This is a genomic window from Arthrobacter sp. P1_H7 (genome assembly GCF_056405215.1).
On the sequence record NZ_JBFUCO010000011.1, the window covers coordinates 101148 to 119314 of the forward strand.

Annotated in this window: 19 protein-coding genes; 12 read left to right on the forward strand and 7 right to left on the reverse strand. The window is 68.7% G+C overall.

What is annotated here, in order from left to right; translation table 11 throughout:
* Positions 1-91 precede the first annotated feature (91 nt).
* Positions 92-727, forward strand: coding sequence for a LysE family translocator (locus AC1DXI_RS12710; RefSeq protein WP_026536665.1), 636 nt, complete (start codon positions 92-94; stop codon positions 725-727).
* Positions 728-1095: 368 nt separating this feature from the next.
* On the opposite strand, the gene AC1DXI_RS12715 is transcribed toward AC1DXI_RS12710, so the two are convergent.
* Entirely contained in the window at positions 1096-1413 is a 318-nt protein-coding gene (locus AC1DXI_RS12715) for a DUF6457 domain-containing protein (protein ID WP_018772821.1), read from the reverse strand.
* 124 nt (positions 1414-1537) lie between these two features.
* Positions 1538-2527: a LysR family transcriptional regulator gene (locus AC1DXI_RS12720; protein WP_476939031.1), complete on the reverse strand. Its 990-nt coding sequence runs from the start codon at positions 2525-2527 to the stop codon at positions 1538-1540.
* A gap of 131 nt (positions 2528-2658) precedes the next feature.
* On the opposite strand from AC1DXI_RS12720, the gene AC1DXI_RS12725 reads away from it, so the two are divergent.
* The 9 genes from AC1DXI_RS12725 to AC1DXI_RS12765 are packed head-to-tail and all read left to right on the forward strand — an operon-like array spanning position 2659 to position 12167.
* Positions 2659-3537, forward strand: a complete 879-nt coding sequence (locus AC1DXI_RS12725; protein WP_476938927.1) for an FAD binding domain-containing protein — start codon at positions 2659-2661, stop codon at positions 3535-3537.
* A gap of 5 nt (positions 3538-3542) precedes the next feature.
* Positions 3543-4109: a (2Fe-2S)-binding protein gene (locus AC1DXI_RS12730; protein ID WP_476938928.1), complete on the forward strand. Its 567-nt coding sequence runs from the start codon at positions 3543-3545 to the stop codon at positions 4107-4109.
* Positions 4106-6499 (forward strand): aerobic carbon-monoxide dehydrogenase large subunit, encoded by a 2394-nt coding sequence (locus tag AC1DXI_RS12735; RefSeq protein WP_476938929.1) that lies wholly within the window; start codon positions 4106-4108, stop codon positions 6497-6499. Before AC1DXI_RS12730 ends, AC1DXI_RS12735 begins: the two co-directional genes overlap by 4 nt.
* Positions 6499-7440 carry an XdhC family protein gene (locus tag AC1DXI_RS12740; protein ID WP_476938930.1) on the forward strand — a complete coding sequence of 314 codons (942 nt, stop codon included), beginning with the start codon at positions 6499-6501 and terminating at the stop codon, positions 7438-7440. The genes AC1DXI_RS12735 and AC1DXI_RS12740 overlap by 1 nt, the downstream gene beginning before the upstream one ends.
* Positions 7424-8074 carry a nucleotidyltransferase family protein gene (locus AC1DXI_RS12745; RefSeq protein ID WP_476938931.1) on the forward strand — a complete coding sequence of 217 codons (651 nt, stop codon included), beginning with the start codon at positions 7424-7426 and terminating at the stop codon, positions 8072-8074. The genes AC1DXI_RS12740 and AC1DXI_RS12745 overlap by 17 nt, the downstream gene beginning before the upstream one ends.
* Entirely contained in the window at positions 8071-8994 is a 924-nt protein-coding gene (locus tag AC1DXI_RS12750; protein ID WP_018772814.1) for an AAA family ATPase, read from the forward strand. The genes AC1DXI_RS12745 and AC1DXI_RS12750 overlap by 4 nt, the downstream gene beginning before the upstream one ends.
* Positions 8987-10270 (forward strand): vWA domain-containing protein, encoded by a 1284-nt coding sequence (locus tag AC1DXI_RS12755; protein WP_476938932.1) that lies wholly within the window; start codon positions 8987-8989, stop codon positions 10268-10270. Before AC1DXI_RS12750 ends, AC1DXI_RS12755 begins: the two co-directional genes overlap by 8 nt.
* Complete coding sequence (locus tag AC1DXI_RS12760; protein ID WP_476938933.1) at positions 10260-11030, forward strand: SRPBCC family protein; 771 nt, start codon at positions 10260-10262, stop codon at positions 11028-11030. The genes AC1DXI_RS12755 and AC1DXI_RS12760 overlap by 11 nt, the downstream gene beginning before the upstream one ends.
* A gap of 9 nt (positions 11031-11039) precedes the next feature.
* A complete protein-coding gene (locus AC1DXI_RS12765; RefSeq protein WP_476938934.1) occupies positions 11040-12167 on the forward strand; it encodes an XdhC family protein in 1128 nt (375 codons plus the stop codon).
* Positions 12168-12327: 160 nt separating this feature from the next.
* On the opposite strand, the gene AC1DXI_RS12770 is transcribed toward AC1DXI_RS12765, so the two are convergent.
* Entirely contained in the window at positions 12328-12873 is a 546-nt protein-coding gene (locus AC1DXI_RS12770; RefSeq protein WP_476938935.1) for an NAD(P)H-dependent oxidoreductase, read from the reverse strand.
* Positions 12870-13739, reverse strand: coding sequence for an SDR family NAD(P)-dependent oxidoreductase (locus tag AC1DXI_RS12775; RefSeq protein ID WP_476938936.1), 870 nt, complete (start codon positions 13737-13739; stop codon positions 12870-12872). Before AC1DXI_RS12775 ends, AC1DXI_RS12770 begins: the two co-directional genes overlap by 4 nt.
* A 207-nt stretch (positions 13740-13946) precedes the next feature.
* Here AC1DXI_RS12775 and AC1DXI_RS12780 point away from each other — a divergent pair, with 207 nt between their 5' ends.
* The gene (locus AC1DXI_RS12780; RefSeq protein WP_079549522.1) at positions 13947-14567 is read left to right on the forward strand and encodes an L-threonylcarbamoyladenylate synthase; all 621 of its coding nucleotides are present in this window, start codon (positions 13947-13949) and stop codon (positions 14565-14567) included.
* Positions 14568-14662: 95 nt separating this feature from the next.
* On the opposite strand, the gene AC1DXI_RS12785 is transcribed toward AC1DXI_RS12780, so the two are convergent.
* The 3 genes from AC1DXI_RS12785 to AC1DXI_RS12795 all read right to left on the reverse strand — a co-directional run bounded on the left by AC1DXI_RS12785 (position 14663) and on the right by AC1DXI_RS12795 (position 17385).
* The gene (locus AC1DXI_RS12785; protein ID WP_026536676.1) at positions 14663-14926 is read right to left on the reverse strand and encodes a hypothetical protein; all 264 of its coding nucleotides are present in this window, start codon (positions 14924-14926) and stop codon (positions 14663-14665) included.
* Positions 14927-15107: 181 nt separating this feature from the next.
* Positions 15108-16046 carry an AfsR/SARP family transcriptional regulator gene (locus tag AC1DXI_RS12790; protein WP_476938937.1) on the reverse strand — a complete coding sequence of 313 codons (939 nt, stop codon included), beginning with the start codon at positions 16044-16046 and terminating at the stop codon, positions 15108-15110.
* A gap of 355 nt (positions 16047-16401) precedes the next feature.
* Positions 16402-17385: a S1C family serine protease gene (locus AC1DXI_RS12795; protein WP_476938938.1), complete on the reverse strand. Its 984-nt coding sequence runs from the start codon at positions 17383-17385 to the stop codon at positions 16402-16404.
* A gap of 183 nt (positions 17386-17568) precedes the next feature.
* On the opposite strand from AC1DXI_RS12795, the gene AC1DXI_RS12800 reads away from it, so the two are divergent.
* Entirely contained in the window at positions 17569-18072 is a 504-nt protein-coding gene (locus tag AC1DXI_RS12800; RefSeq protein ID WP_476938939.1) for an HtaA domain-containing protein, read from the forward strand.
* The last annotated feature ends 95 nt before the right edge of the window (positions 18073-18167 follow it).

Below are 18167 nucleotides of genomic sequence, written 5' to 3' on the forward strand. Positions count from 1 at the left end.
CGGGTCCAACTGGCGTCATGTACGGCACGGTCAGCAGCGAACCATCGCCACGGATTGCAGTCGGGCGGCCAGCGACCGGAGAATGGTGCGCATGACCGCCGTAACCCTCCTGGCCTTTGCCGGGCTGTGCCTCCTGCTTTCCGTCACCCCCGGCCCGGATACGTTCCTGGTGCTGCGGATCTCGCTGCAGAGTGCCGGGGCCGGCCTGGCGGCGGCGCTGGGCTCGGCATTGGCATCCCTGATCTGGGCTGCGCTGGTGGGAGTGGGGCTCGCCGCAGTGCTGGAGGATTCTGCGGAAGTGTTCCGCTGGCTAAAGATCGCAGGCGGGTTGTACCTGCTGTATCTGGGAATCTCGTCCCTGATCCGGGCGCGCCGCACATCAGCCTCCCCGGCGGCCGGGTACGCTCCCCGCCGGAGCTACAGCCGAAGGACCGGATTCGGAGCCGGCGCCTTCTCCACACTGCTCAACCCCAAGGTCGGCCTGTTCTACCTCGCCGTCGTGCCGCAGTTCATTCCGCACGGCGGCAACACGCTGGACACCGCCATGGTGCTTGGTGCCATCGAAAGCGCTATTGGTTTCCTCTACCTGGCGGCCGTGGCGGTCGCGGCAGCGAAGGCAATGGCCTGGCTGCAGCGCCCCCGGGTGAGCAGTTGGCTCGAACGCGGCAGCAGCGGCATCATCGCCGCGCTCGGCCTGGGCGTGCTGGCATCCAGCACCAGCTCGTAGCGGCGTTTCGTCGATCCTCGACGGACAGGTGGAGTTCCTTATCCTGCAGAAGTGCCGACCCACTCAAGAGCGGAGCTCGCTATCCGTCTCCCTCCGCTGCGCCTTCAGCAGCCGCAGTCCGCTGGCCAACACGCCCACGTGGCTGAACACCTGGGGAAAATTCCCGAGGAATTCCCCGGGCATCCACCTGGCACCAAACCACGCCCGCACCGGACATGCCCCGCCCCGGCCCCGGCGAGTGGACATAAGACCAACATGCCCATCCCCGCGCCCCACGGCGGAGCATGTCCAGTGGCTGCGGACCGCGTGCATGGCGTGATTCCTGTGCATCAGGTCCGGCGTGCTTCCAGGGTGGTCGCGGCGCGGCGCTACTGGGCCCTCTTGGCCCAGCCTTTCTCGTCAGGACCGCCCGACTCGCCATGTTCGCAGAGCTCGATGACTTTGTTCGACGCGGCGTGCACGGCCTCCTGCGTGCCCTTGCGGCCCTTGGTGGACGCCGTACCCGCAGCGTAGCCCACGATGAACGCACTGATGGCGTCCGCATGCGGCCCGACGGCTTTGACCGATTCGTCTGCCACCTGGACGATCTTTTCGTGGTCGACTTCCAGGTCGAGGATCTGCAGCGCCTGGATCAGCCGGCTGCTCCAATGCCGCAGCGAGCTGTCTTCGTCTCGGGACAACGTCATTGCTACTCCTTCTCGCAGGGTGAATGGATCGTCTAACCCTCAAGGGGTAGCACCCGCCCCCGGCGTTGCGCAACGCGACACAGCGGCAGGCAGCACAGCAGCAGCCGGCACAGCGGCAGGCGCCTCAGCTCCAGAGCGCCACATGGAACTTGGATCCCCGCCGCTCCAGCCCGCGTGAACCGCCGGGAGCCACCATGGCCGCGGTGGCGTCGGCGGTGCCGGCAAACCGTTGGAGGGTCCGCGCCATGGTGGTGGCCCGGCCGCGGTCCAGGGTACTGGCCCACCAGAGTCCGGAGATCGGCGTTCCGGCTACCGGCACACGGACCAGGGAGCCACTGCGGATCTCGGCCCGGACAATATGCCCCAGCGCCAGCATGGTTCCCTCGCCGGCCCTGACGGCGGCCAGGGCCTCCGTTTCGCTGCTCAGCCGGACGATCTCCGGCGCCACCGACTGGGCAGCCAGCCAGCGGCCCTCCTCGCTGGCCGCCTGGATGCCGGCGGGCCCGGCAAACCAGGGTCTGCGCACCAGTTCGGCCAGCGCTACCGGCCCATGGAGGGCGGCGATCGGATGTCCGGCGGCCGCCACGACGATCCGCTGGTACCGCAGGAACGGGACGGAGTCGATGCCGACGTCCCCAGTCCCGCTGGGAAGGGAGCCGTTGCGGACGGCGGGCCTGGCCCCCAAAGCGATGTCATAGACGCGTTCCCGCATCAGCGAGTGAATGTCCTCGGCCGCCTCCACGACCACATCGACGGAGGCCCCGGGAACCCGGCGGGTGAAAAGGTCCAGCAGGCGTCCGGCCGCGTGCTCGGCAAACGGCGCCGTCGCCACGATTTTCAGCCGCCCGGTCTCGGTCTGGGCATGTGCCACCTCCCACCGCGCCCGGTCCGCCAGTCCCACGATGTCCTGGGCATGTTCGGCGAGGGCCCGGCCACCGGGAGTCAGCGCAATCCCGCCGTGGGCTCGCACGAAGAGCGGGTCGCCCAGATCCTGCCTGAGTGCGGCGAGCGCCGTCGATACTGCCGGTTCGCTGACTCCGAGCTGGACGGCGGCCGCGTGGAGGGAACCCAGCTTGGCCACCAGGGCGAACGTCCGCAACTGTCCCAATGTCATCGCCACGGCTTCATAACCTTTCGCTTATGACGATATTGACAGCCCAGTCAGGCCGGGGCAAGACTGACCTCAATCCGGCGCTAGGCAGCCGCTACTCCACGCCGCCGGCCTTTCGGAGTGAGGTAGGGACTATGCAGATTCCGGCTCCATTTGACTACGTGCGCGCCACTACGGTGGAGAACGCCCTGGAACTCCTTGCCCGGTACGGACCCGAATCACGGGTGGTGGCCGGCGGCCATAGTCTCCTGCCGATGATGAAGCTCCGCCTCTCCCGGCCCGAATGGCTGATCGACATCAATGACCTCTACGAGCTCGATTTCATCCTCCGTGACGGCAACAAGCTAAGGGTCGGCGCCCTGACGCGCCACACCACCCTGCTCGAGTCGAGCGAGGTCGCCGGGCTGTTCCCCATCGTGCGGGACGCCGAGCGCGTGATCGCCGACCCCGTGGTCCGCAACCGCGGCACCATTGGCGGCTCGCTCTGCCAAGCAGACCCGGCCGAGGACCTCTCCACGGTGTGTGATGTCCTGGGCGCCGAAGCTGTGATCCGCGGACCAGGCGGCCAGCGCATCCTGTCCATGTCCGAGTTCCACCGCGGCCCCTATGAAACCGCGGTCGGGCAGGATGAACTGCTCTGCGAAGTCAGGTTCGGCATCCGCCCCCGCTCGGGCAGCGCCTATGAAAAGGTCGAACGCCGGGTCGGAGACTGGGCAGTCGGTGCCGCCGGTGCCGCCGTCACCCTGACCGCGGACGGCACTGTCGACGACGCCGCCGTCGGGCTCACCGCCTTGGGCCTTGACCACCCCCTGGCCGGGCCTGCCGCGGTGCTCCGCGGCAGGCATCCGGACGAGGAGCTGTTCGCGGAGGCGGGCAGGCTGGCAGCGGAGGCCTGCAATCCGGTGGCTGACCAGCGCGGCCCCGTCGATTACAAGCGGCATCTCGCCGATGAGCTCACCCAACGGGTGCTGCGGCGGGCCTGTGCCCGCGCCGCCCAGATGCAGGAAGGCTGAAGCCGATGCAGATCAGCATGACCGTGAATGGCAGCGACGTCACGAGCGAGATAGAGCCCCGGGTGCTCCTGGTCCACTACATCCGCGAGGTCCTGGGCCTCACCGGTACGCACTGGGGATGCGACACAAGCAACTGCGGGACGTGCGTGGTCCTGATGGACGGGCAGCCCGTGAAGTCCTGCACCGTCCTGGCCGCCATGGCCGCGGGCCACGACATCCGCACCGTCGAGGGACTGGCCACCGGCGGCACGCTCGACCCCGTCCAGCAGGGCTTCATGGAGGAGCACGGGCTGCAGTGCGGCTTCTGCACCCCGGGCATGATGCTCACGGCCCGAGCGCTCCTTGATAAAAATCCGCACCCGGACGACACCGAGATCCGGCAGGCCATTTCCGGGCAGATCTGCCGGTGCACCGGCTACGCCACGATCGTCCGCTCGGTGCAGTGGGCAGCCGCCCACCCTGCCGGTCCCGGCCTGGACGACGCACCCGCTACCGACGAAGTGCTCGACGGCACGGACACCGCCGTCCCGGATGTCGCGGCGGAGATAGAAGACACGGAGGTGAAGGCATGACCGTCATCCATGACCGGCAGTCAAACCCGGCCGCCGGCGACGAGGACCGCCCGATCGGCTACGGCCGTATCCAGCGGAAGGAAGACCCGCGCTTCGTGCGCGGCAAAGGCCACTACGTGGATGACATCGTGCTGCCGGGGATGCTGCACGGCGCCATCCTGCGGGCTCCGGTGGCGCACGCCAGGCTGGTGTCCATCGATACCACTAACGCCCTCGCGCATCCGAAGGTGGTCGCAGTCATCACCGGCAAGGACCTGCTGGGCCTGAAGCTCGCGTGGGCGCCGACGCTGTCGGCAGATGTCCAGGCCGTGCTGGTGACCGACAAGGTCCGGTTCCAGGGGCAGGAGGTCGCGTTTGTCGTGGCCGAGGACCGTTATGCCGCACGGGACGCCCTGGAGCTGATCGACGTCGAATACGATGTGCTTCCCCCGCTGGTTGACGCCCGCAAGGCGCTCGACCCGGACGCCCCGGTGATCCGTGATGAGATCGAGGGCCGGACGGACAACCGGATCTTCGATTGGGAGATGGGCGACAAGGCGGAAACCGATGCGGTGTTCGCCACCGCGGATGTTGTGGTCAGCCAGGAGGTCGTGTATCCGCGGGTCCATCCCGCACCGATGGAGACGTGCGGCGCCGTCGCCGATTTCGACGCCGTCAACGGAAAGCTGACGCTCTACGAGACCACCCAGGCCCCGCACGCGCACAGGACCCTGTTCGCGATCGTCGCCGGTATCCCCGAGCACAAGATCCGGATCGTCTCCCCCGATATCGGCGGCGGTTTCGGCAACAAGGTCGGGATCTATCCCGGCTACATCCTCGCCGTCGTCGGTTCGATCGTCTCCGGCCGGCCGGTCAAATGGGTGGAGGACCGCTCCGAGAACCTGATGTCGACCTCGTTCGCCCGGGATTACATCATGCAGGGCGAAATCGCAGCGACCAGGGACGGCAAGATCCTCGCCCTGCGCACCCATGTGCTGGCCGACCACGGCGCGTTCAACGCCACCGCCCAGCCCACCAAGAACCCGGCCGGATTCTTCTCCATCTTCACCGGCAGCTATGACCTGAAGGCCGCCCACTGCTCCGTCACCGGCGTCTATACCAACAAGGCGCCCGGCGGGGTCGCGTATGCCTGCTCCTTCCGCGTCACCGAGGCCGTCTACCTCGTGGAGCGGATGGTCGACATCCTGGCCCGCAAGCTGGACATGGACCCCGCGGAGCTGCGGCTCAAGAACTTCATCAAGCCGGAGCAGTTCCCCTATGCCAACAAGACCGGCTGGGTCTACGACTCGGGCAACTACGAGGCCGCCATGCGCCTCTCGATGCAGCTCGCCGGCTACGAGGACCTCCGCCGCGAGCAGGCCGAAAAACGCGAACGCGGGGAACTCATGGGCATCGGGGTCTCCTTCTTCACGGAGGTCGTCGGAGCCGGGCCCAGGAAGCACTTCGACATCGTGGGCCTCGGCATGGCCGACGGCGCCGAACTGCGCGTGCACCCCACGGGCAAGGCCGTGGTGCGCATCTCGGTGCAGAGCCAGGGCCAGGGCCACGAGACCACATTCGCGCAGATCGTCGCGGAGGAACTCGGCATCCCGCCGGAGGACATCGAGGTGGTGCACGGCGACACCGACCAGACCCCGTTCGGGTTGGGCACGTACGGCAGCCGTTCGACGCCGGTCAGCGGCGGCGCCGTCGCCCTTGTTGCACGGAAGGTGCGCGAGAAGGCCAAACTGATCGCCGGGGCGATGCTGGAGACCCGCCCCGAGGACCTCGAGTGGGAAAAGGGACGGTGGTTCGTCAAGGGCGACCCCAGCGCCGGTAAAACCATCGCTGAGATCGCCATGGCTGCCCACGGCACCATGACGCTGCCAGAGGGCGTGGACGGCAACCTCGACGCCGAGGTCACCTACGACCCGCCGAACCTGACCTTCCCGTTCGGCGCCTACATCTGCGTCGTCGACATCGATCCCGGCACGGGGCAGGTCAAGGTGCGGCGCTTCATCGCGGTGGATGACTGCGGCACCCGGATCAACCCGATGATCATCGAGGGCCAGGTGCACGGCGGGCTGACCGACGGCGTCGGGATGGCCCTGATGGAGATCATCGAGTTCGACGCCGACGGCAACTGCCTGGGCGGTTCCTTCATGGACTACCTGATCCCCACCGCAATGGAAGTGCCTGACTGGGAGACCGGCTTCACTGTCACCCCGTCCCCGCACCACCCCATCGGCGCGAAGGGCATCGGCGAGTCCGCCACCGTCGGCTCACCGCCGGCGATCGTCAACGCCGTTGTCGATGCCCTGGCGCCGTTCGGCGTCACACATATGGACATGCCCTGCACACCGGCCCGTGTCTGGGCTGCCATGCAGGGCCGGGCCCGGCCGCCGATCTGATGGCCGCCACCGCAGGGTCCCTGGCTGCCAGGGCCGATGAACTCGCCAGCCGCCGCGAGCCGTTCGTCCATGCCACGGTCGTCCGCGCCCAGCATCCGACGAGCGCCCACGCCGGGGACACCGCCCTGGTGCTGCCCAGCGGAGAGATCCACGGCTTTGTAGGTGGAAACTGCGTGGAGGAGTCGGTGCGCGAGTACAGCCGGCAGGTTCTGGCCACCCAGGAACCCCTCCTGTTACGGGTGCTGCCCGGAGAACCGTCCCGCACCGCGGAGGAAGGCGCCGTCGAGGTCACCAACCCGTGCCTGAGCGGCGGGGCGATCGAGATCTTCCTCCAGCCGCGGATTCCGGCGCCCCGGGTCGTGGTGGTGGGCACGACGCCGGTGGCACAGGCCCTGGAAACGCTCGGCTCCGGCGTCGGCCTCGAAGTCGAACTCACGGACGGCGAATCTGCCGATCCCCGCGGCGATGACGCGGCCTTGATTGTCGCCTCGCACGGAAAAGCGGAAGAGGGTGCGCTGGAAGCGGCCCTGCGGGCGGGTGTCCCCTACGTTGCCCTCGTGGCCAGCGCAACCCGCGGCGCCGCCGTCCTGGAATCCCTCGACGTCGACGACGCCCTGCGGCGGCGGGTGTTCACACCGGCCGGGCTGCAGCTCGGCGCCCGGACGCCCGGGGAGATCGCGCTGTCCATCCTGGCCCAGCTGGTCGGGGAACGGTCCAGGGCGCGCCGCGCCGGCCCGCCCCTTGCGGCGTCAGCGCCGGCCGAGCCGGGGCCACCGGAGCCAGGGCCGGCGAGCGCGGTCGACCCGGTGTGCGGCATGTCCGTCCCGGCCCTCGAATCGTCCCTGCATCTGGTTCACGAAGGGGTCACCGTCTACTTCTGCTCGCCCGGCTGCCGGACCGCCTTCCGCAAAGATCCGGAACGCTATGCCGTTACGATCTGACCCGTTCCGGGCGGCAGGAAGCCCCGGACCCCGGACCGCCGGCATCATCCTGGCCGCGGGCGGTTCCCGGCGCCTGGGCCGGCCCAAACAGCTGCTGCCCTACGGCGCGGGAGTGCTGCTCGATGCCGTCCTGGCGGCTGCCCGGGACTGCGCCTTCGGCCAGACGGTGCTTGCCCTGGGTGGCGCTGCGGCCGAGGTGGAGCGCACCGTCGACACCGGCGGCTGCGATGTGGTGCTCAACCCGGACTTCGGCGAAGGGTGCGCGTCTTCGATCGCCACGGCGCTCGCTGCCCTCCATCCGGAGACCGACGCCGTCGTCCTGTTGCTCGGGGACCAGCCCGGTGTCCGGGCCGCGAGCGTCCGGGCAGTGCTTGGCGCCCTCCGGCACACTCCCGCAGGCGCTGCCGGCATCGCGGTGTGCCGCTACGACGACGGCGTGGGCCACCCCATGGCGTTTGCCCGGCGCCTGCTGCCGGAGCTGGCCGCCCTGCACGGGGACAAGGCCGTCTGGAAGCTCCTGGAACAGCGGGCGGACGACGTCGTCGAGGTCCGTACGCCCGGCCCCGTACCCCAGGACGTGGACACCGAGGAAGACTACCGGCGCCTCCTCGCCGGGCTGCAGGGGGCCGTATGACGACGGCGGCGCGGGCCGGTGCGGAAGAGGACGTGCGGCGCCGGGTCCCGGATGTCGGATCGCTGATGGCCGCGCTGGACCGGACCAACTATCTGGCCGACGTCGGCTTGGCAACGGCCCTGTTCCTGGCCGTCCGCCTGCCGCAGCCCATCCTGCTCGAGGGTGAGGCGGGGGTCGGGAAAACGGAGGCCGCGAAGGCGCTGGCCGAGCTCCTCGACACCCCGCTGTACCGGCTGCAGTGCTACGAGGGAATCGACGCCGGTGAGGCCCTCTACGAATGGAACCACCAGCGCCAGCTGCTCGGCATCCGGCTGGCCGAAGTCCGCGACACCGAGGTCACGGAAACTGACCTGTTTGCCTCCCAGTACCTGCTGCGGCGCCCGCTCCTGCAGGCGCTGGAGCATCCCGGCCCGCGGCCTGCCGTGCTGCTCCTGGACGAGATCGACCGCGCCGACGCCGAATTCGAGGCCTTCACCTTTGAACTGCTGGCCGAATCCGCCGTCACCATCCCGGAACTGGGCACGATCCGGGCCACCCATCCGCCCATCGTGATTCTGACCTCCAACCGGACCCGGGACCTTCACGACGCCTTGACCCGCCGCTGCCTGTACCACTGGATCGACTACCCGGGACCCGCCCGGATCGCCGAGATCGTGCGCCGCCGGGTTCCTGCCAGCAGCGGCCCGCTGGCCCTCCAGGCCGCGGCCGTGATAACCCGGCTGCGCACCCTGGACCTCGCCAAGCCGCCCGGGATCTCCGAGGCAATCGACTGGGTCTCGGCCCTGGCCGTGCTGGGGGTGGAGCGGATCGACGCCGGCACCACCGAGCAGACGTGGGGCTCCATCGTCAAGAACCGCGATGACCTCGAACTCGTCGGCTCCCGCGGCGCGGCCTGGCTCGTGGACGGCACCGATGGCTGAAAACACCAGCGCGGCGCCCGCAGTGCCGCCACGGGTCGAGGCGGCCGCCTTGTCCGCCGCGTTCGTCACGGCAATCCGGCGGGCCGGCCTGGCAACCTCGCCGGACCGGGCCGCGCGGCTGGCCGAGGCGCTCCACCTGATCCCCCCGGCACGGCTTGAACAGCTCTACTGGACCTGCCGCGTGGTGCTCGTGTCCGCGCGCGAACAGGTGCCGGTGTTTGATGCCGTTTTCGCAGCCGTGTTCGGTGGGAACGCCGCCCCCGCCCACCCGGGCAGCGTGCCCGGCCCGGCAGCGGCGCCGCCCGCACCGGCCCCGCGGACCAGGCCCGCAGCGCCAGACAGCCGGACGCCCGGCACGGGCCCCGGCACGCAGCAGCGGCCGCGCGTGGCCTCCCCGGGCCGGGACGGCTCCGCGGAGGACGGCCGCACTGACCGGGAGGCCGTCCTTGCCATGGTTTCCGCGGACGAACACCTGCAGGAGACATCGTTCGCCGAGCTTTCCGCCGATGAAGTAGCGGAGGTACGGCGGCTGGCAGCGGCGCTGCAGCTCGCGACGCCGCTGCGCCTGAGCCGCCGCACGCGCACGTCGGCCCACAGCACGGCGAGCCTGGACGTCCGGGCGACGGTGCGCGCAGCCCGGCGGTCCGGCACCGACGCCCCACTGCTGCTGTATGCCCGACGGCGCGGACAGCGCCGCAAACTGGTGCTGCTCTGCGATGTCTCGGGATCGATGGAGCCCTACTCCCGAGTCTTCGTATCCCTCCTGCAGGGCGCTGTGACCGGGGCCGGGGCCGAAGCCTTCGTCTTCTCCACCAGACTGACCAGGCTCACTCGGCAACTGGCCCTGCGCGATCCGGACCGGGCCCTGGCCCGCGCCGCTGTCTCCGCGCCGGACTGGGCCGGCGGAACCCGGATCGCCGACTGCCTCCGGCGCTTCGTCGACGAGCACGGCCGCCGCGGACTGGCGCGCGGCGCCGTCGTGGTGGTGTTTTCCGACGGCTGGGCCTACGAGGATCCGGAACAGGTCGCGGCGCAGATGGCCCGCCTGCGCCGGCTCGCCTACCGGATCATCTGGGTAAATCCGCGCAAGGCAGCCCCGCAGTACCAGCCCCTCGTGGGCGGCATGGCAGCGGCCCTGCCCTACTGCGACGCCTTTGTCAGCGGCCACAGCTACCGGGCCTTGGCGCAGATGGCGGCCGCCATTCGCGGTGGCGGCCCGCCATCACAGGACACGCACGAACGAGCGAGAGGCAAGGAACCAGCCCATGCACATTGACAGCACGTTCTCGGTGGTCGCACCGATAAACCAGGTGTGGGACACGCTGATGGACTTTGAAAGGGTGGCCGGCTGCCTTCCGGGGGCCAGGATCCTGAACAAGCTCTCCAATGACGCCTACCAAGTGGGCATGACCGTAAAGCTCGGCCCGGTCACGATGCAATACAAGGGCCTGCTGAACGTCATCGAACGAAACGCCCCGGAACACCGTGCGGTCCTTGGCGGCAAGGCCCAGGAGACCCGCGGACAAGGCACTGCCGAGGCCACCGTCACCCTGGTGCTCGCCGAAGACGGCGCGGCCACACGGGGTTCCGTCAGCGCGGATCTCGCACTGTCCGGCAAGGCCGCGGCCATGGGCAAGGGGGTGATCGGCAGCGTCACGGAGCAGATGATGTCCCTGTTCGCGAAAAATCTGCAGGCCATGCTCACCGAGGCAGCACCTCCTGCGCCGGAAACCCCCGCGGGACCGGCCCCTGCGGCTGTCCCGGAACCCACCCTGCAGCCCACCCAGGCTCAGGTCCCCGCGTCGGAGCCCACCCCGGCACCGGTCCCCGCGTCGGAGCCCACCCCGGCACCGGTCCCCGCGTCGGCTGAGCCGGCCGGCAGCCTGGATGCCCTGAGACTCGCCAAGGGAATCGCGGCGGAGCAGCTGTCCAGCCCGGCGAAAGTCCTCGGCGTCGTCGCCGTCGTGGCGTGCATCGCCTACTGGGCCGGCCGGCGTTCGGCGTTCCGGCAACTCCGGCTGTGCGGCAGGCTCTGAGGAGCGCCGATGCGTGATGTCCTTGCGGCCATGTTGCCTGACTGGCGAAAGGGTGCCACGGCAGGCCTGGCCACCGTCGTCAGCACTTTCAAATCAGCGCCACGGCTCCCGGGGGCGGCGATGCTGGTGACGGCCGACGGCGAGGCCGTGGGCTCCGTCTCCGGCGGCTGCGTCGAGGGGGCTGTTTACGAACTTGCCACCCAGGTCAAGGACGACGGCGAGGCAGCCCTGGTGCGCTACGGGATCAGCGACGACGATGCCTTTGCCGTGGGCCTGACCTGCGGTGGCATCATCGACATCTTCGTCGAACCTGTGTCCCGGCGCCGCTTTGCCGAACTCGACGCCGTCGCGCAGGACATCGCCGCGGGGCGCCGTGTGGGCGTCGCCACGATAATCGAACACCCGGATGCCGGCCGTGTGGGGCGGCACCTGGTTGTCAGGCCGGACGGTTGGGAGGGTGACCTGGGCTCGGACCGGACCAACCGCGCCGTTGGCGACGACACCCAGGGTCTTCTCGCCGCCGGCCGGACGGGCATCCTGAACTACGGCGTGGACGGCGAGCGGCTCGACACCGGCATGCGCGTCTTTTTTGCCAGCTACGCGCCGCCGCCCCGCATGATCATCTTCGGCGCCATTGACTTCGCCGCGGCCCTGGCGCGGCTGGGCGCGTTCCTGGGCTACCGGGTGACAGTCTGTGACGCGCGGTCCGTGTTCGCGACGCCGGCGCGGTTCCCCGACGCCGCCGAGGTGGTCAACGCGTGGCCCCACCGGTACCTGAGCGAGCAGTTCGCCCAAGGGCTGCTGGATTCCCGGGCTGTGCTCTGCGTCCTGACCCACGACCCCAAGTTCGACATCCCCGTCCTTGAGGTAGCGTTGCGCGGCAGCCCCGTGGCCTTTATCGGCGCCATGGGATCCCGGCGCACGCACGAGGACAGGATGGCGCGGCTGCGGCAGACGGGACTTACTGAGGACGAACTGTCCAGGCTCCACAGTCCTGTCGGCCTGGACCTGGGCGCCCGCACCCCGGAGGAAACGGCCGTGTCCATCGCGGCAGAGTTTATCGCCCAGCAGTGGAGCGGCAGCGGTGAGCCGCTGCGGCTGCTCGGCGAACGGATCCACCACGACGAGCAGTTGTGACTGTGTGGCCGTGATGGCGGACGAGGCCCTGCGCCGGGCGCTGGCGGTGCTGCTGCTGGCGGCAACGCTCGGGGCTGCCGCGCTTGCCTTCATGTTCGCTCCCCAGGCCGCCTGACACCAGCGCCCCTGGGTGCGCCGGATCCGACGCGCCGGATTCTGCCTAGCGCGCGGCGACCGACGCCGGAGCCAGCAGTTCGCGGTAGCGGGCGGCGTGCCGGTCGAGTTCATCGGCGTCCACCCGGGGTGCCGAATGCAGGATGAGCGGCTGCGCCATCTCCAGCCCGCACAGGTGCGCGGTGGCGTCGAGGGGACGCAGGAGCTCCTCCATCGTGAAGCGGTTGTGTCCTGCCGGCGCGTAGGACGATTCGGGGCCTCCGGTCGACAGCACCAGCTGGAGCCGCTTTCCGTGGAGGGCGTCCCCTCCTGCGCCGTACGCGAAGCCGTACGTCAGCACCTGGTCCATCCACTCCTTCAGGACCCCCGGGACGGAGTACCAGTGCCACGGGAACTGCCAGACGATGGTGTCGTGCCCGCGCAGCAGCTCCTGTTCCCGGGCGGTATCGAACTGCCGGTCGGGGTGGGCGGCGGAGAGGTCATGCACCGTCACGTGCTCCAAGTCCATGATGGCCGAGGTGAGGTGTGCGGTGATCCGCGAGCTTTCCAGGTCGGGGTGGGCAACAAGGACGAGCGTGCGCTGTGGGGTCATGGAAGGTTCGTGCTTCTTTCAGAATCGGATTCGAGGCCGACCAGAGCCGAGCTGACCTGCCAGAGGCGGTCAATATCGGACTGGCTGTAGCTGCGTTTTGATGATTTTTTAGGAGTGCTGTTGGCAAAGTACCGGCCAGTGACGTTGTCGAGCTCCGGCGCCGAGGCAAGGTATATCGAGGTCCGGGCGCCCTGCTCCGGGGTTTTCATCCACCGCTGCACCAGCGGGGTCAGGAACTCTTGCATCCGGCCCGGATCTTCGGCTCCGAACGCCGTCGCCACCACTCCGGGGTGCAGCACATTCGCGGTGACCCCGGTGCCGGAGAGGCGTGCGGCGAGTCCGTACGTGAACAGGACGTTGGCCAGTTTCGACTGGTTGTACGCCCGCTGCCCCGAGTAGGCCCGTTCGGCCAGCAGGTCCGGGAAGTCCATGCGTCCCATGGCCTGGGCGCCGGACGAGACAGTTACGACCCGCGCCGGTCCGCTTTCCTTCAACCGTTCAAGGAGCAGGTTGGTGAGCAGGAAAGGGGCGAGGTGGTTAAGGGCGAAGGTGTATTCCAGTCCGTCGGCGGTGACGCGGCGGGTGTTCCAGAAGCCGCCTACGTTGTTGACCAGCACATCAAGGCGGTCCAGGGTATTCAATACCTCGTCGGCCAGCCTGCGGACTTCCTGCTGGGAGGAAAGATCGGCGATGAACACCTCGACGGGGGCCGAGGCCACAGCGCGGATCTCCTCAGCTGCCCGGGATGCCCTGTCAGCATTACGTCCAGTGATGGCAACCCGCGCACCCAGGGCGGCCAGGCCAAGAGCCGTGGCCTTGCCGATCCCGCCGGTGCCTCCGGTGATCAGAACTGTCTTTCCTGCCATTGACAGCATTCGGTTCTCGCTCTCGGTGTTTGTTCGCCGGACAGATCGTGGGTTGGCGTAGACAGGTTTGTCTATACCGGGAACGAAGCTATCAGACAGAACTGTCTGTGCACAAGCAGGCCGTCCCTGGGCCACCGCGGGACATTGGGGTCGGCTGGCGGGCTCCGCAGTGGCCGTCCGGGCGGCCGCCGGGCGTATGCTCTTGGGATGGCGAGATACTTCGATGTGCACCCCGAGAACCCCCAGCACCGTTCGATCCTCCAGGCCGTGGACATCGTGCGCTCAGGCGGCCTGATCGCTTACCCCACGGATTCCTGCTACGCCCTGGGCGCACAGCTGGGTAACCGGGAGGCCCTGGACCGGATCCGGACCATCCGGCAATTGGACGGCAAACATCACTTCACTCTCGTCTGCAAGGACTTCGCCCAGTTGGGCCAGTTCGTCCAGATCGACAACGACGTGTTCCGCAGCATCAAGGCCGTCACGCCCGGCAGCTATACCTTCATCCTGCCGGCGACCAGGGAGGTCCCCAAACGGCTGCTGCACCCGAAGAAGAAGACTGTTGGCGTGCGCATCCCGGACAACCACGTGGTCCAGGCGCTGCTCGCTGAGCTTGGCGAACCGCTGCTATCGAGTACGCTGCTGCTTCCGGATGAGGAAGAGCCGCTCACGCAGGGGTGGGAGATCAAGGAACGCCTGGACCACGTGGTGGACGCCGTGATCGATTCCGGCGACTGCGGTGCCGAACCAACCACGGTGATCGACTACTCCAGCGGCGTCGCGGAAATCGTCCGGCGCGGCATGGGCGATCCTTCCCGCTTCGAGTAACGGAGGACGCCGGCAGCGGCATGGCGTACGCTGCGGTCCGGGTCCAGCGACGGCGACCCAGCGCCGGCTCCGCGGTGACGACTCAGCGGGGCAGGCTAGGCGGATTCCGCCGCGCTCGCCTGCCGGTTCCGCAGCCACCGACGCACGAGGTCAATGGCGGCGACGAGCCCGGCCAGGGGCGAGAGCACCGCTGCAGCGTAGACGAACATCATCCACGTCAGGGTGGTCACCGGGCTCTGGCGGGTGCTCAGGAGGGACAGTCCGCCGAAGAGGCCCAGGACCCAGAACAGGATGACTCCGGACAGCACAGCGGCTGCGGGGAAGTACTCGTTCGTGACGACTTTCTTCAAGGTTTCCATGGGCCCTCCTCACACCCGGCGGTGGGACTGCCCGCCAGGGACATTTCAAGTATGGGGCCCGGCACGGCGGAATTCCTCGAGAATCCCGGCCACGTGACGAAGCTAACGTCCGGGGCCCGCCGGCGGCCATCCCTGTTGTCAATTTGGGGTGGCCGGCCCGTCGGTGACGGCCCTGCGGGGGTCAGACGGCGGCCCGGACGCGCTGGAGGAAGGAATCAAGCACCCGCCCGGCGTTCTCATGCATGCGCCGGGACTCCGCCGCGGGCAGCTGCCGGCTCTTGGGCCCGTTCAACCGCTCGCCCAGATAGAGCAGCGCCGCCAGCACCTCGGAGAGTTCGGAGTTGCTTTCCGCGCGCTGCCGCAGGAGCCGCAGATGAGCCTCCTGCAGGGCCGGCCCGGGGGTGCAGCCAAGGTCGCGGTCGAAGAGCCGCCGGCAGCGGTCATACGCCGCGAGGCCCTCCGCCGGCAGGCCCGCTTGTTCATACGCTGTCACCAGTACCGTCCAGGCCCGCTCATTCAGGGGCTCCGCCCGAATGGCAGCCTGGACCAGGTTGACGGCGTCGTCAGGTTTGTCCAGCAGGGCCGCCGTTTCTGCCGCGAGGATCTGCAGCGCCACCTTCTCGGCTGCATGGCGTGCGCGCGCCTCTTCGGCCCAGTCGGAAGCAAGTTCGAACCCGAGCAGCGGCTCGGCGGACATCTCCAGGGCCTCAAGCATCAGGGGGTACGCCTCATCCGGAGGCAGCTCACCGGCGTCGCGGACCAGGTCACGGAACCGGAATAAGTCGAGATCCACGAGCTTAGGGTCCAGGACGTAGCCACTGTTGGCCGTACGGAGCGGACCGGTCTTGGTCTGCCCCGGCTGGATGGCGCGGCGGATACCGCTGATATAGCTCTCGAGAGTCGCGACGGAGCCGTCACTGGCTCCGGCGCCCCAGAGAAGATCGATCAGGCGGGTCTTGGACACGGGCGTGCCAAGGTTCAGGAGAAGAATTTCCAGTATGTGCCGCGGTTTGCATCCGCCCATGTCGGCAGCGGTGAGCGCCACGCCGTCCCGGCGCACCTCGAATGATCCGAAGAGGCGAACCGAAATGGAGGGTGAAGTTTCCTTTGGGCTATCCACGATGTTCTCCGATTTCCCCAGGTAAAACGAACTGAATCGTCTGTGGAGAGCCGGATCAACATTGAAACCAGGCCGTACTGAGACGCTGTTCCCTCCGGCTTTCCAATGACACCGTGACACGCCAGACAGGGCGCAACAAGGTATGCCGCTACCCGATCTTTCGCCCAAAGAAAGACGCGTACAGGCGTCAGTACCGTCGAGTAAGCGCGCGGGGCGGAGGGCAGGTGATTGCGGCGCTAACCAAGTAATTCCGCGGGCGGCCCCCATTCGGACCCAAGTAGTTCAGCGCGTCAAGATTTGGCCCCCCGGCGGGCAAATTCCAGCCCGTGGAACCGCCGGTCCGGGCCGGGTTTTCCTACTGGTTGTCGGTCATCTCGGCGGGCACCGCCACCAGGCGCAGGTCCGCGCCGTCCCGGAGCACAGCAAGGTCCAGCGGCTCGCCGATGGCCTCTGCGAACAGCAGTTTCTGCAGGCTCTCGGCGTTCGAAACATACTTCTGCCCGACCTTCAGGAGGATGTCGCCGGCCCGGAGCCCGGCCCGCTCGGCTGGCGAACCCGGCAGGACCTCGACAACGAGCAGGCCCTCCCTGCGGCCCGTCCGGACGACGGCGCTCGGCTGCAACTGGATCGGTGTGTTGACCAGGCCCAGGTAGGCCCGGCGGACGCGGCCGTCCTTGAGCAGCGAAGCGATGATCCGCCGGGACGTGGCGTTGATGGGAACGGCCAGCCCGAGTCCAACGCCGGCCACGGCCGTATTGATGCCGACGATCCGCCCGCGGGCGTCTGCCAGCGCCCCGCCGGAACTGCCGGGGTTGAGGGCCGCGTCGGTCTGGATGACGTCCTCGATCACGCGCCGGCTCCGGCCGGACCAGACGGGGATCGAACGGCCAAGTCCGCTGACTACCCCTGCGGTGACGGAGCCGGCGAGCCCGAGCGGATTGCCCACGGCGATGACCAGCTGGCCGACCCGGAGGGACTCGGCGTCGCCCAGTTCGGCCGGTGCCGCGGTGGGTGCCCGGCCGTGGACCAAGGCAAGATCGGAGAGCGGGTCGGCGCCCACCACGTCCACAGCCGTGCTGGTGCCATCGGCGAAGACTGCGTGGCCCGACTGGGCGCCGCCCACCACGTGGGCGTTCGTCAGCAGATAACCGTCCGTGGTGAACAGCACGGCCGAACCCGCACCGACCCTCAGCCTGCCGTTGCGCCCGTTGCCGGTCATTTCGAGCGCTGCGACGTGCTGGGTGACAGCCTCGGCCACGCGGATGACCGTTGCGGAATAGGAATCCAGCGGGTCTTCGGACACATCGGATCCGGATACCCTGCTGATGGACGCGGCCACGGTGCACCTCCTGCTAACCGGTACTCATCCAAGTCAACCACCGCCGCCCCGGCAGTAGTCCTGGCGGCCCTACGCCGTCAGAGAAATACGCCGGATGAAGCGGCGCGGATGCAACAGTTCAGCCCGGCGCGGATCCGCGGCTAGGCTCGGACATAGATCCGCTCGACAGCCAGGAGAACCTACGTGACACCAGCGTCCGCTTCCCCCGCCCCGCTGCCCCTGCCGGGTCTGACCTGGGGCATCAAACGCAGCTTTTTGGACTACATTTCCGGACTCCCGGACGGTGCCGTTTCCGCGGCCGACGGCGCCACGGTCAGCGCGTCCGGAGAGTTCTGTTTCGCCCCCGCCGGCTCCGAGTACGATCCCGCCAGCGGTACCGGCGTGCTGCGGTTCCGCGGCGATGTGCGGGTCGCCGGACACCACGGAATGATGTTCGTCCGGCTGCTGGATCCATGGGTCGAGTTCGCGGCCGGGCACGGGGTCCTGTCCATCAGCACGGGCGACGGCGGCGGCTTGGACCGCTCGGATGTCGGCACCCTGCGTACTGCCGCGCCCCGCAACATGGAAGGGTTCCTCGTCTGGGAGCGCGTCGAGGTGGCGATATCCCAGGCCGGTTCGGAACTGTTCGACGGCCAGTACGCCGACGGCCAGGCGATGGACCCCCTCGTCATCCGGGTGCCGGTGTAGCCGGGGCAGGGCTGCAGCGGCTGTCGGCTGCCTTCCCTCGCCGAACACGGCTGCCGTGCTGGGCACCTGTCCGTCCGTCTGCAAGGATGTGAACT

Bases quoted from the DNA above. Each gene is read 5' to 3' on its own strand.
- AC1DXI_RS12710 (WP_026536665.1), top strand. From the start codon at position 92: ATGACCGCCGTAACCCTCCTGGCCTTTGCCGGGCTGTGCCTCCTGCTT.
- AC1DXI_RS12715 (WP_018772821.1), bottom strand. From the start codon at position 1,413: ATGACGTTGTCCCGAGACGAAGACAGCTCGCTGCGGCATTGGAGCAGC.
- AC1DXI_RS12720 (WP_476939031.1), bottom strand. From the start codon at position 2,527: ATGACATTGGGACAGTTGCGGACGTTCGCCCTGGTGGCCAAGCTGGGT.
- AC1DXI_RS12725 (WP_476938927.1), top strand. From the start codon at position 2,659: ATGCAGATTCCGGCTCCATTTGACTACGTGCGCGCCACTACGGTGGAG.
- AC1DXI_RS12730 (WP_476938928.1), top strand. From the start codon at position 3,543: ATGCAGATCAGCATGACCGTGAATGGCAGCGACGTCACGAGCGAGATA.
- AC1DXI_RS12735 (WP_476938929.1), top strand. From the start codon at position 4,106: ATGACCGTCATCCATGACCGGCAGTCAAACCCGGCCGCCGGCGACGAG.
- AC1DXI_RS12740 (WP_476938930.1), top strand. From the start codon at position 6,499: ATGGCCGCCACCGCAGGGTCCCTGGCTGCCAGGGCCGATGAACTCGCC.
- AC1DXI_RS12745 (WP_476938931.1), top strand. From the start codon at position 7,424: ATGCCGTTACGATCTGACCCGTTCCGGGCGGCAGGAAGCCCCGGACCC.
- AC1DXI_RS12750 (WP_018772814.1), top strand. From the start codon at position 8,071: ATGACGACGGCGGCGCGGGCCGGTGCGGAAGAGGACGTGCGGCGCCGG.
- AC1DXI_RS12755 (WP_476938932.1), top strand. From the start codon at position 8,987: ATGGCTGAAAACACCAGCGCGGCGCCCGCAGTGCCGCCACGGGTCGAG.
- AC1DXI_RS12760 (WP_476938933.1), top strand. From the start codon at position 10,260: ATGCACATTGACAGCACGTTCTCGGTGGTCGCACCGATAAACCAGGTG.
- AC1DXI_RS12765 (WP_476938934.1), top strand. From the start codon at position 11,040: ATGCGTGATGTCCTTGCGGCCATGTTGCCTGACTGGCGAAAGGGTGCC.
- AC1DXI_RS12770 (WP_476938935.1), bottom strand. From the start codon at position 12,873: ATGACCCCACAGCGCACGCTCGTCCTTGTTGCCCACCCCGACCTGGAA.
- AC1DXI_RS12775 (WP_476938936.1), bottom strand. From the start codon at position 13,739: ATGGCAGGAAAGACAGTTCTGATCACCGGAGGCACCGGCGGGATCGGC.
- AC1DXI_RS12780 (WP_079549522.1), top strand. From the start codon at position 13,947: ATGGCGAGATACTTCGATGTGCACCCCGAGAACCCCCAGCACCGTTCG.
- AC1DXI_RS12785 (WP_026536676.1), bottom strand. From the start codon at position 14,926: ATGGAAACCTTGAAGAAAGTCGTCACGAACGAGTACTTCCCCGCAGCC.